9 protein-coding genes are annotated in these 10796 nt (G+C 55.4%); 8 read left to right on the forward strand and 1 reads right to left on the reverse strand.

The features are described from left to right. The first annotated feature begins 907 nt into the window (after positions 1-907). From Q0X57_RS05570 to Q0X57_RS05590, 5 genes are all read left to right on the forward strand, one after another. On the forward strand, positions 908-1576 hold the full coding sequence (locus tag Q0X57_RS05570) for a hypothetical protein (protein ID WP_297728807.1): 669 nt from the start codon (positions 908-910) through the stop codon (positions 1574-1576). Positions 1577-1821: 245 nt separating this feature from the next. Next, positions 1822-2826 (forward strand): type I glyceraldehyde-3-phosphate dehydrogenase, encoded by a 1005-nt coding sequence (gene gap / locus Q0X57_RS05575; protein WP_007364614.1) that lies wholly within the window; start codon positions 1822-1824, stop codon positions 2824-2826. A 194-nt stretch (positions 2827-3020) separates the two neighbouring features. Further along, positions 3021-4331 (forward strand): DEAD/DEAH box helicase, encoded by a 1311-nt coding sequence (locus Q0X57_RS05580; protein WP_297728811.1) that lies wholly within the window; start codon positions 3021-3023, stop codon positions 4329-4331. An 8-nt stretch (positions 4332-4339) separates the two neighbouring features. Then, positions 4340-4849: a metallophosphoesterase family protein gene (locus Q0X57_RS05585; protein ID WP_297728814.1), complete on the forward strand. Its 510-nt coding sequence runs from the start codon at positions 4340-4342 to the stop codon at positions 4847-4849. A 201-nt stretch (positions 4850-5050) separates the two neighbouring features. Further along, positions 5051-7231, forward strand: a complete 2181-nt coding sequence (locus tag Q0X57_RS05590) for a cation-translocating P-type ATPase (protein WP_297728816.1) — start codon at positions 5051-5053, stop codon at positions 7229-7231. Here the strand turns inward: Q0X57_RS05590 and ribD are convergent. Further along, a complete protein-coding gene (ribD, locus tag Q0X57_RS05595) occupies positions 7223-8248 on the reverse strand; it encodes a bifunctional diaminohydroxyphosphoribosylaminopyrimidine deaminase/5-amino-6-(5-phosphoribosylamino)uracil reductase RibD (RefSeq protein WP_297728819.1) in 1026 nt (341 codons plus the stop codon). The genes Q0X57_RS05590 and ribD overlap by 9 nt on opposite strands. Before the next feature lie 20 nt (positions 8249-8268). Between ribD and Q0X57_RS05600 the strand changes: the two genes are divergently transcribed. From Q0X57_RS05600 to Q0X57_RS05610, 3 genes are read left to right on the forward strand one after another with little or no spacing between them, the layout of a single operon-like run. Next, a complete protein-coding gene (locus tag Q0X57_RS05600) occupies positions 8269-9180 on the forward strand; it encodes a HemK/PrmC family methyltransferase (RefSeq protein WP_297728821.1) in 912 nt (303 codons plus the stop codon). 12 nt (positions 9181-9192) lie between these two features. Next, the gene (locus Q0X57_RS05605) at positions 9193-9690 is read left to right on the forward strand and encodes a regulatory protein RecX (RefSeq protein WP_297728824.1); all 498 of its coding nucleotides are present in this window, start codon (positions 9193-9195) and stop codon (positions 9688-9690) included. A 23-nt stretch (positions 9691-9713) separates the two neighbouring features. Continuing rightward, the gene (locus Q0X57_RS05610) at positions 9714-10466 is read left to right on the forward strand and encodes a phosphoribosyltransferase family protein (RefSeq protein WP_297728826.1); all 753 of its coding nucleotides are present in this window, start codon (positions 9714-9716) and stop codon (positions 10464-10466) included. Positions 10467-10796 lie beyond the last annotated feature (330 nt).

A 10796-nucleotide genomic window follows, 5' to 3' on the forward strand; every position in this document is an offset into this window, starting at 1 on the left:
GAAGAACTCTCATAGACATCTCTATGAAGAAACTCAAAAGATAGAGGAAATAGGACAATACCTCGGTGAAGATTTTTGATTATCCACGGAGGAATGGGAAAATTCTTCGGAACTTTGATTTGCTTCTTCCGAAGTTTCATTTCATTCCTCCGAAGTTTCATTTCGCATCCACGTGGAGAATTTTTGTTTTCTACGTGGGGTTTTGAGAATTTCCACGTGGGCATCTGTTTGTAGAGCAGAGAGACGGGCTAGAAGTCGTTACTCGTACGCTTTGCGGAGCCGTACATTCCACCCGCTAACGCAATTTCTCAAGAATGAAGTTTTTTCTACCTTTGTAACTGTGGTTGCACTTGACAAATGTGCGATCTCCAAATACACACCTTCAGGGATACTCTCGATAAGATATATTACTATCTTTGTCTGCGAATAGGGGGAGGACTTGTCTGAAAACTGTTTTGCAATTAATACAACGAGAGATATGAAAGACCTATCAGTATTTGTATTTAGCGGTAAGGCTCTATTCCTACTATCCAGTGCGATAGCAATATCAGTAGTCTGTTCCTGTACTCGTACAGCAGACATCATCGCTACTAACTGGGGATGGCATGGAGATTCAAATGGTTGGTTTACACCATGGGTTATAAATGCGAATCAGGGGACACCAACCCTGCGAAGCTCACACCCTTATGGAGAGTACTATGATATCTCTACTTTTCACATCTGGAAGTAACCTAATAAAGAATCGAATGCTATGACCAAAGTAAAAACATTGGTGTTGATAAGCTCTATGCTCCTTTTTGCTACATTCTTAGCGATAGGTTGCATAGGTCCTCAGAAGGAGATTACATCTAGACAGTTTGTATTTGAGACGGTGTCTCCAAGTTATCTAGCAGTGAATGAATATCAGATGATATTCGATACTCTGAGTGAAGCAGAGATGCTTAAGCCTCGCCCTTTCAAGTGTCGTATCGCAGATGGAAAGCTTCATAATATAGATTATCTTGCTATTGCTGGAAATCTCAATTGGGATGGGAGATCTTTCTGTAAAGAGACTGGAGATACGGCCTATTATCGTCGCCTCCCAGTAGTTAGCTCTGAAGATGTCCACTTTAAGAAGAAGTATACCAAGTACTATATCCCCGACAGACCACTCTATTGGGAGTTCAAGGACATATCCATAGTTAGCAACAATGCAAGCTTTGGTGCAGACTATCCCGTGGGGAGTGACTTGACCCCGATTGTCCTCTTTGGCTTCCCCTCGCTCTATGAGTTCATCCAAAATGGCTACAAAGGACCTTACACTACGGAGCATCTAATTCGAGCAAATGACAAGAAGGCTTGGGCTAATCTCATACTCTTTGAGACTGGTAAGCCAAAGCTCATCATAGAGAGACTACCTACAGAGGTAGTTGGGAGCGATATGCCTTCGATAACCATTCGTTTGAAGTTTATAGACAAAAAGGCTGTTATCCGCAACCAACAAGCAGAGGTTAATCACGACACCCATGATGCGTTTGTTAAGCCACATCAGGAGGTGTTTGATCTCCCCGTCACACTCTTGCTAGACATCCAGTAAAAAAAAGGAAGTGTCCCAGAAAGTGTATATTTAGAGGGCTAATTCCTATTGTCGATATGCCCCCAGCACTTCAAAATAGGAATTAGCCGGAATTGTGTGCGGCGGTGCCAATCTGTGGTGAAAGGTTGCACCGCAAACATTTAATGCTTAACTTTGTACGAGTAATAGGAGTGCTTCCTCTCGGGGGAGTTTATCCGCTTTTGTGCAAACGCTTGCATACACATTAAAAATACAATATAACTCTCATGACAAAAGTAGGTATCAATGGTTTTGGTCGTATCGGTCGACTAGTCTTCCGCGCTTCGATGAAGCGTGACGATCTCGAGGTAGTAGCAATCAACGACCTCATCGATGTCGAGTATATGGCATATATGCTCAAGTATGACTCTGTACACGGACGCTTCGACGGGACGGTCGACGTACAGGATGGCATGCTCGTAGTCAATGGACGCAAGATCCGTGTGACGGCTGAGAAGGAGCCGCGACTGATCAACTGGGGCGCTGCTGGCGTAGAGTATGTCGTAGAGAGTACAGGTCGCTTCCTCACCAAGGAGCTTTCGCAGGGACACATCGAGGCTGGCGCTAAGTATGTCGTCATGTCGGCTCCCTCTAAGGATGACACTCCTATGTTCGTCACGGGTGTCAACCTTGAGAAGTATGTCCGCGGTACACAGTTTGTCTCTAACGCATCCTGCACGACGAACTGTCTTGCTCCGCTGGTCAAGGTGCTCAACGACAACTTCGGCGTAGAGCAGGGTCTCATGACTACGGTGCACGCTGCTACGGCTACGCAGAAGACGGTGGACGGACCCTCTCTCAAGGACTGGCGTGGCGGTCGCTCCGCTATCGGCAACATCATCCCCTCCTCGACGGGCGCTGCTAAGGCTGTCGGCAAGGTGATCCCAGAGCTCAATGGTAAGCTCACGGGTATGTCCTTCCGCGTGCCTACGATGGACGTATCTGTCGTGGACCTGACGGTACAGCTCAAGCGTGGCGCTAGCTACGACGAGATCTGCGCTGCTATGAAGAAGGCTTCGGAGACCAACCTCAAGGGGATCATGGAGTACTGCGACGAGCTACTCGTGAGCCAGGACTTCGTGAGCGATCCACACACCTCTATCTTCGACGCTAAGGCTGGTATCGCTCTGACGGACACCTTCGTCAAGGTGGTCGCTTGGTATGACAATGAGTGGGGCTACTCTAACAAGGTGCTCTGCCTCATCGCTCATATGGCTGAGGTCAATAAGTAGTCACGCTAAGACCAACGAAGAGTTTTCACTCTAAAACAATCGGACGCAAGGCGCAGACGGTAGGAGGAGCATGAAGTCCTTTCCTACCTCTGTGACTTGCGTCTCGCTTTTTCCTTTGGGGCGTATCACGAGCCGTGGCTGAGCAGCTTTTGCGGCAGTGATACCTTCCGTTACTCATATAAGATGATAAGCTGATGGACTTTTACGAACTAGATCTAGAGGATGAGGTCCTCGATGGACTGGATGCGATGAACTTTGTAGAGACCTCTCCCATCCAGTCGGAGACGATCCCCCCGCTCCTAGAGGGGCGAGACGTCATCGGTTGTGCGCAGACTGGCTCGGGCAAGACGGCAGCTTATCTGCTCCCCTTCCTCAACAAGGTAGCACGCCAAGAGCTACCCAAGGAGCATCTCGGGGCCGTCGTCATGGCGCCCACACGAGAGCTCGCCAAGCAGATCGATCAGGAGGTCGAGGGCTTCGGCTATTACGTCTCGGTCTCTACGCTTGCCATCTACGGTGGCACTGACGGCATCGCCTGGGAGCAGCAAAGACGAGGCATGGCGCTTGGCGCAGACATCGTCATCGCTACCCCTGGCCGACTCCTCTCTATGCTACGCCTCGGAGCGTGTGACCTATCGCATGTGCAGTACTTCGTGCTAGACGAGGCGGATCGCATGCTCGATATGGGCTTTTACGAAGACATTATGGAGATCTACAAGGCGCTGCCTGAGGATTGCCAGCATGTGATGTTTTCCGCAACGATGCCGAAGGAGATCCTCAAGCTCTCGGAGAGTATCCTCGTTGACCCCGTCCTTGTCGAGCTGGCTGTGGCAAAGCCCCCTAAGTCAATCATGCAGACTGCGTACATCTGCTATGATGCACAGAAGCTTCCGATCATTCGATCCCTCTTTGCAAATCCCGAGTCCGAGGTGTCACGCACCATCATCTTTGCGGGAACTAAGGCGACCGTCCACGCACTTGCTCAGACACTTACCAGAGACGGCTTGCCAGTCGCTGAGATGCACTCAGACCTGTCGCAGGAGCGCCGTGAGGAGGTCCTAAGAGACTTCCGTATGGGACGCATCAAAGTGCTCGTAGCCACCGACATCGTGGCGCGTGGAATCGACATTGACGACATTGCGGTCGTGATCAATTATGAGGTGCCACACGACTTTGAGGACTACGTTCACCGTATCGGCCGTACCGCACGTGGCGCTGATGGCAAGGGCCTGGCGATCACGCTCGTTTCGCCCAGTGATCAGCAAGACTTCGCACGCTTGGAGCAGTTCCTTGAGCAGGAGATCTACCGCATCCCGCTAGACCCCTCCCTCGGCGAGGCTCCTACCTACGCTCCCAACGAACGCACCCATAGTCGTGGCTCCTCTAGAGGCAAAGGCAACGGCCGTGGCAGGTCACAAGGTAAAGGGCGTGGAAAGCCCCAAGGCAAAGGTCGCTCCTCACAGCGCAAAGGTCGCTCCAGCGGTCGCAAGAGTAGCAAGCAATAACTGGCTCTATGAAAGCGCAGCAGCGTATCGGCATCCTAAGCGATACGCACGGATACATCGATGATCAGATCTGCAAGGCGCTTGCCGAGTGTGATCTGATCTTTCATGCGGGAGATATCGGGTCTCCTCAGGTATTAGAGCGATTGCAAGCCATTGCCCCCACGCTTGCTGTGTATGGCAACATTGATGATGCTACGCTACATGCACAGCTCCCAGAGGTGGTTCACACAGAGGTGGCAGGCGTGGAGCTGGTCATGACACATATTGGTGGCTACCCAGGACACTACGAGCGTATCTTCGCCCCTTATCTTACGCCGTGGCGTGAGCATCCGATGATTACCATCTCGGGGCATAGTCATATCCTCAAGGTAATGCCCGACAAGTCCCGTCCAGGCTTGCTACATATCAACCCAGGCGCTGCAGGGCGTAGTGGGTGGCACCAGAGCCGTACGCTCATACGTTTGCAAATCTCCTCAGGACGACCGCACAACCTAGAGGTCGTCGAGTGGCCCCGCTAGACGGGTCGCCAGACCTTTCGTCCGTAGTATAGCTGGCTACGCATCTCAGTGAGCTAAACGACTTGTGAAGTGTAGAACGATTAGCTTTGAGAAGTTGCATTCATGGGTGGAATATACGTTTTGCAACCCAGTGGCGATTAAGTTGTCGTATCTTTGTCTCAGAGAGAGAAATGACTTTCTCCGCTTTTATCTAAACTCATTATGAAACAAACAACCGAATATATCCCTATCGTCGGCATGCACTGCGCTGGCTGCGCAGCTGCCGTGACAAACAAACTGCAAGGTGTCACGGGCGTCCTAGAGGCGACAGCGCAGATCGACACCCACTCCTTATATATAGTGTACGATGCGGAGCAAATCACCCGCGAGCAGATCGCTGAGCAGGTCGCTTCGCTCGGCTTCTCGCTCATTCTGACGACCGATGAGACCGAGGCGGTGAGCCAAGCGCTGGAGCAAGAGCGTCGCTCGGCACGTCAACTCGCTTGGCGCACAGCCATCGGCGCAGCTTTGACCATCGGCGTGATGATCTGGATGTATCTGCTGGGAGCCATTGGCGAGCGTTGGGTTGCTCCGCTGGTGGCACTCGTAGCATACCTCTACGTGGCGGGACCTTTTCACTGGAGAGCTGTGAAGCAACTCAGGCGAGGCGTTATGGGAATGGACACATTGGTCTCCCTCAGCACCACCTGCTCCGTCATCGGCCTGCTCCTAGCCTACGGCGCGGAGGGACATCAGCTACACCTTTACCTTGATGCGCTGGTGATGATCCCCGCCTTCGTCCTGATCGGCAAGTGGTTAGAGCAGCGCGCCACCGCCTCGACCGCTAGAGCCTTGCGGGCGCTCCTCGACTTGACCCCTCGTGAGGCATCGCTCGTCGTGGGCGAGGAGACACGCCGTGTGCCTCTGCAGTTGGTTCAGCCAGGCATGACCGTGCGGGTACGCCCTGGCGAAGCCATCCCTGTCGATGGCGTCATCACTTCGCAAAGCGTAACCCACATCAACGAACAAACCATCACAGGTGAGTCGGAAGCTGTGTCACGTGGCGAGGGAGACAAAGTCTTCGCCGGTACCATCTGCCTCTCCACCGCCATAGAGGTGCGTGCCGAAAGCGTCGGCGCCGACACCGCTCTGGGACACATCGTCTCAACCGTGCGCAAGACCTTAGCGGACAAGCCCCCGCTACGTCTCTTGGCCGATCGTATCGCACAATACTTCGTTCCCGCCATACTCTTCCTCGGGTTGCTCACCTTTGCCCTCTGGTACTGGGTCGTAGAGCCAGGCGCGCTAGACCTAGCCGCACGCTACGCTATCTCCGTCCTCGTGATCGCCTGCCCCTGCGCCTTGGGCTTAGCGACTCCGACCGCCTTGACCGTGGCCGTGGGCGAGTCCGCACGGCGAAACATCCTTTTTGCGGAAGCTACCGCACTGGAGACGCTACCTCGTGTCAATGCTTTCCTCATGGACAAAACGGGGACGCTCACCCTTGGTCGCCCCTCAGTCACCGAATTGCAATGGTTCATCCCTGAAGAGGAGCGCATGGCGAAGCTTTCGCTCATCGTCTCTGCCGAGCAGCACAGCCTGCACCCACTGGCGCAAGCTATCGTGGCGTATGGCGAGGCGCAGGGAGCTACGATCAGCGAACTAACCGTCACCGAGCAACCTGGACAAGGCTTGCTCGTCACCACACCCGAGGGAGAGCTACGCATCGGTCGCGCCTCTTGGATTGCCGAGGGTGGCGTTGCGTCAATACCACCTTGCGACCTCACTGGCTCGCTCGTCTATGTGGCGCAGGGAGCGCAGCTCATCGCCATCATAGCCCTCTCCGACACACTCACGCCACACGCTGCCGAGACCATCGCACAGCTCAAGGCTCAAGGCAAAAAGCTCTTTATGCTCACAGGCGACAGAGAGCCAGAGGCGCAGCGCATCGCTCAGCAAATAGGTATTGACACCGTGCATGCCGAGCTCATGCCCCAAGACAAAGAGACGATCCTCGCCTCCCTACAAGAGCAGGGACTCGTCGTAGCGATGGTCGGCGACGGGGTCAACGATGGTCAAGCGCTAGCACGAGCCGATGTGAGTGTAGCGCTCGCTGGGGGGAGCGATCTAGCCACCTCTATGGCGCAGTTGGTCATCTCCAAGCCCGACCTGTCACTCCTCGTCGAGGCAACCGAGATAGCACGGCAGACGGTACGCACGATCCGCTTCAACTTCCTCTGGGCGCTCCTCTACAACGTGATCGCCATCCCGATCGCTGCCGGGCTCTTCACACGGTGGGGCTTAGCCATCACGCCCGCCATCGCCGCTGCCGCCATGGCGCTCAGCTCCATCTGCGTTGTCGTCAATAGTCTTCTCCTCCAGCGCCGTATCGCTTCACACTAGCTCTAAGTGAGGGGCGGGGACGCCGTTGAGGAGCTCGACGGGGGCATGCTCGATGTTGAGTTCATCGTAGAGACCTGCGTCGAGGAAGCGCTGCAAGACCTGTGCGCCTCCCTCGACGAGGAGCGACTCGATGCCTTGACTACGCAGGAGCGTGAGCAGGTCGCGCACCTCGCCAGTCGTGGCGAGGCAGGAGACGTGAGGCGGGTATTGCCCGTCGGGTACTTGCTCGAGGAGAGCAGGCGGGAGGAGTATGATCGTTGGTGCCGTGGCGTCTTGTAGCATACGTAGCTCCGGACAAGGCAGACGACTGTGACACCAGAGGAGACGGATCGGCTGACCACCACTACCCGAGCGATTGGTCAGGAGTGGATCGTCCAGCTCGGCCGTGTGGTGCCCCACCAAGATCGCGTCGTGGAGCGCACGCAGACGATGCACTGAGCGCTGTCGGAGTGGCGAACTGAAGATGTAAGGTGCCTTGCTCGCATCGTGACGCAGGCGATCGATGTAGTGGTCGGCACTCTCGGCCCACTTGAGCGTGACGTAGGGTCGTCCTAAGGTCTGCGCCACGAGGAAGTGGCGGTTGAGCGCAATCGCCGCTTGCTCCAAGCAACCGATCGAGACCTCGATACCCGCTTCGTGTAGGCGTGCCACGCCTCGTCCGTCCACTTTAGCAAAAGGATCCAGCATCGCAATGACCACTCGGGCAGGTCGCAGCCCCGCAATGAGCTCCGCACAGGGCGGTGTCTTGCCGTAGTGAGCGCAAGGCTCTAGGCTCACGTACCAGGTCGCCTCGCCGACAAGGCTCCGCATCTCCTCGGGGACGCTACGCCACGCCATCACTTCGGCATGCGGCGCCCCCGCATAATGGTGGTAACCTTCGCCAATAATCTTATCTTTGTAGACGATTACCGAGCCGACCATCGGATTGGGACTGGTGCGCCCCTGCGCTAAGGCTGCGAGTTGCAGGCAGCGCTGCATATAGATCTCGTCTGGTGTGGTAGGTGCTGTACGTTTCATCAGGATAAAGGTCGCTACAAATGAGTGAGGCTATGATAGTTGCTGGTATGACGCTGTGTGATGCGGCTCTTGTGATAGCGGAGGCGCTGCCCGCTTACTATGCCGAGGCGCGGGAGCGTCAGGCTATGAGCGAAATGCTCCTACAGCATATCACCAGGCTTAGTCAGACAAACTATCTGCTTGACCGCAAAGTTAGACAATTGTCCGACACGGAAGCCACTTGGCTCTGCCAAGCCCTCGAGCGACTGACGCACGACGAGCCGATTCAGTACATCTTAGGGGTGGCGCCCTTCGGCTCTTTTGACCTAGCTGTCGGTAGGGGAGTGCTCATACCACGCCCCGAGACGGCCGAGCTGTGCGAACTGATCCTCGCTCGTCACCCCGCCACGGAGGATGCTCCCCAGCGGCTCCTCGACGTGGGGTGTGGCTCTGCCTGCATACCTATTTATATAGGTAGCGAGCGCCCTCAATGGAGCCTCTATGCGATGGATCAGTCGGAGCAGGCGCTACACTATGCAGAGCAAAACGTTCGTCAGACAGGTGTCACCGTCCAGCTCTTCCGTGGAGACCTCTTCGCCTGGTGTCAGGGGAAAGGCATCCCCGCCAAGCTCCTCCCGATAAACCTTTTGGTGAGCAACCCACCCTATATCCCCGAATGCGACCAAGCGACGATGCGCCCCAATGTTCTCGTGGGCGAGCCTCGTGAGGCGCTCTTCGTACCAGACGCTGATCCGCTCCGCTACTACCGTGCGCTCGTGGCGCTCGTGCCACAGATTCGCTCGCCCCACGCACCACTCACGCTCTACTGCGAGACGCATCACCAGCTGGCGCATGAGGTGGCGGGGCTATGCGAGCAGGCGGGAGCCATTTCGTCAGAAGTACTCAAAGACTTGACGGGCCGAGAGCGATTTGTACAAGCCACCTTTCAGTAAAAACGAAACCCTATGGACACCGATATACTCAACAAAGCCAAGTACTACTGCGCACGTGCCGAGCGCTCGCCCCGCAATCTGCGCCTTTTCCTAATGCGTCGGGAGGTGTCTTCGGACGAGATTGACGAGTACCTCGCCCTGCTCCAGGAGGGTCGCTACTATGACCCGCAGCGCTATGCCGAGAGCTATGCCCGCACACGCTATCGGGACATGAGCCAGGGCCCCCACAAGATACGTCAGGCGCTACGTATGCAGGAGGTGCCAACGGAGATCATTGAGGCGGTGCTGCCAGAGATCCTCGAGGAGGAACAACCGAACTACTCCCTCGCTGAGCTTCTTGAGAACAAGCTACGTCGCACCTCGGCACGAACGCCTCGCGCGCTCTTTGACAAGATGATGCGCTACGGCGTGGGGCGTGGTTACCACCAGAGCGAAGTGTACGAAGCGCTGCAAGAGGTACTCCAGAGAATGCGGGAGGAGGAAGAGGCTAACGAGTTGGAGGAAGAGTAAAGCGTAAAAGCTGCCGAGCCCTTATGAGCCACAAACCGACGAAAAGCCCTTCCGCAGGACGCATCGCTCCGCCACCGCCACAAGGTTGGTGGGCAACGGCTCGTGAGTCGCTCCTACAGCTCCTCTACCCGCGCTGGTGTCCCGTCTGTCACACGCTACTCCCGCCGAATGCTCCGCCACTCTGCCTCACCTGTCAAGGCGCGCTGGGACGCTATCACGAGCATACGGTCGGTGCGCTGGATCGCTTGCGTGGAGCCCAGCCGATGCCTCGCAGGATACTGGCTCCCTATCTCTACGCTCGTGACGATGCGATGGCACAGATCGTCCACGACATCAAGTATCACGGCAATAAGCCACTAGCAAGGTATATGGGTCGTCTCATGGGGACGCTCCTACCGCTCGGGCAGGAGCAGATAGACTACATCATCCCCGTACCGCTGACGCTGGTCCGTGAACTAGAGCGAGGGTACAATCAGGCGACGCTCCTGGCCGAGGGTATCTCCTCCGTTACAGGCATCCCCTATTTGGCTCACGCTTTGCGACGTACACGCTTTCAGGGTAGTCAGACACACCGTGACCGCACGCACCGTCTAGAGGCTATGCTCGGGAGCTTCACACTAGGTAGCGAAGCGATCCCCCCAGATAGCCACATCCTACTCCTAGACGATGTGCTCACGACTGGCGCAACCCTCACGGCTGCGCTCAATGCTCTGACAGACACCCCCCTAGCGCAGGTCTCTGTCGGTGTCTTAGCGGTCGGCACACCCACGGCTTAGGGGGCGATGGAGCCATTGGACGTGTAGCCCGCTGTAGGGACGCACGATCTGTGCGTCCGTTGTGTCAAAGGTTACATTGTCAAGGCTTTAACGGGGACGGACGCACAGATCGTGCGTCCCTACAACCGCTACTCGTCTTGCTGTACTACAACGGACGCACAGATCGTGCGTCCCTACAGGGTGACGTCTCACTCTAACCTCTAACTTCTAATCTCTCCCCTCGGTGGAAAATCCGAAAGCTCCAGGGAGAAAACGAAAATTCTCCACGGAGCCGAGAAATAAAACTTCGGAAGAATGAAATGAAACTTCGGAAGAAAGAAATCAAAGTTC

Source organism: uncultured Porphyromonas sp., from assembly GCF_947254915.1.
Classification (GTDB): Bacteria; Bacteroidota; Bacteroidia; order Bacteroidales; family Porphyromonadaceae; genus Porphyromonas.

Coding starts and splice junctions, on each gene's coding strand:
- Q0X57_RS05570 (WP_297728807.1), top strand. CDS start 908: ATGATATTCGATACTCTGAGTGAAGCAGAGATGCTTAAGCCTCGCCCT.
- gap (WP_007364614.1), top strand. CDS start 1,822: ATGACAAAAGTAGGTATCAATGGTTTTGGTCGTATCGGTCGACTAGTC.
- Q0X57_RS05580 (WP_297728811.1), top strand. CDS start 3,021: ATGGACTTTTACGAACTAGATCTAGAGGATGAGGTCCTCGATGGACTG.
- Q0X57_RS05585 (WP_297728814.1), top strand. CDS start 4,340: ATGAAAGCGCAGCAGCGTATCGGCATCCTAAGCGATACGCACGGATAC.
- Q0X57_RS05590 (WP_297728816.1), top strand. CDS start 5,051: ATGAAACAAACAACCGAATATATCCCTATCGTCGGCATGCACTGCGCT.
- ribD (WP_297728819.1), bottom strand. CDS start 8,248: ATGAAACGTACAGCACCTACCACACCAGACGAGATCTATATGCAGCGC.
- Q0X57_RS05600 (WP_297728821.1), top strand. CDS start 8,269: ATGAGTGAGGCTATGATAGTTGCTGGTATGACGCTGTGTGATGCGGCT.
- Q0X57_RS05605 (WP_297728824.1), top strand. CDS start 9,193: ATGGACACCGATATACTCAACAAAGCCAAGTACTACTGCGCACGTGCC.
- Q0X57_RS05610 (WP_297728826.1), top strand. CDS start 9,714: ATGAGCCACAAACCGACGAAAAGCCCTTCCGCAGGACGCATCGCTCCG.